A 507-nucleotide genomic window follows, 5' to 3' on the forward strand; every position below is an offset into this window, starting at 1 on the left:
ATGAGGCCTTGGGCACGGTTGTATTCGGCGTAGGCGCGGGCGCATTCGAATCGGTAGCCGGCCTCGTCGACCACATACCGGTTGTGGGGGCGGCCGAGCTGGGCCATCTTCGCGCCGTAGAGGCGGGCCACCCGCGGCGAGACACCATCGGCCATCTGCTCGGCTGCCAGCTGCGCGACGATCGCGTCCGCGTTCGGATGCATCCCGCGCCCGAACAAGGCCCGCATCTGGGATTCGGTGACGATGTCTCCCTCGACGATATCCAGGGCTCCCAACCCCGACCCCACCCAGCGACCCGGGGACTCGCCGCGCTCGCTGTAATAATCGGCGAGCTGTTGCGCGCCACGCTCATTGGCGTCATTCGTGGCGATATTCCGCAGGTAATACTCATAGCCGTCGCCGGACGCAATCTTCGCCAGCGACATCATGAATCCAGGCTACGCCGCTCCCGATATTGTCGTTATCGGTTCGTTACCTGGGAGCATGAGGTGTGAAATTTTTGTGTGA

The 507-nt window shown here is 63.1% G+C and carries 1 protein-coding gene; it reads right to left on the bottom strand.

Annotation, left to right across the window (positions count from 1 at the left end; all coding sequences use genetic code 11):
- On the bottom strand, window positions 1–428 hold a 428-nt coding region (locus A5780_RS42995; protein ID WP_156769404.1), incomplete at its 3' end, for a relaxase domain-containing protein.
- Window positions 429–507 lie beyond the last annotated feature (79 nt).

Source organism: Nocardia sp. 852002-20019_SCH5090214 (assembly GCF_001665865.1).
Classification (GTDB): Bacteria; Actinomycetota; Actinomycetes; order Mycobacteriales; family Mycobacteriaceae; genus Nocardia; species Nocardia nova.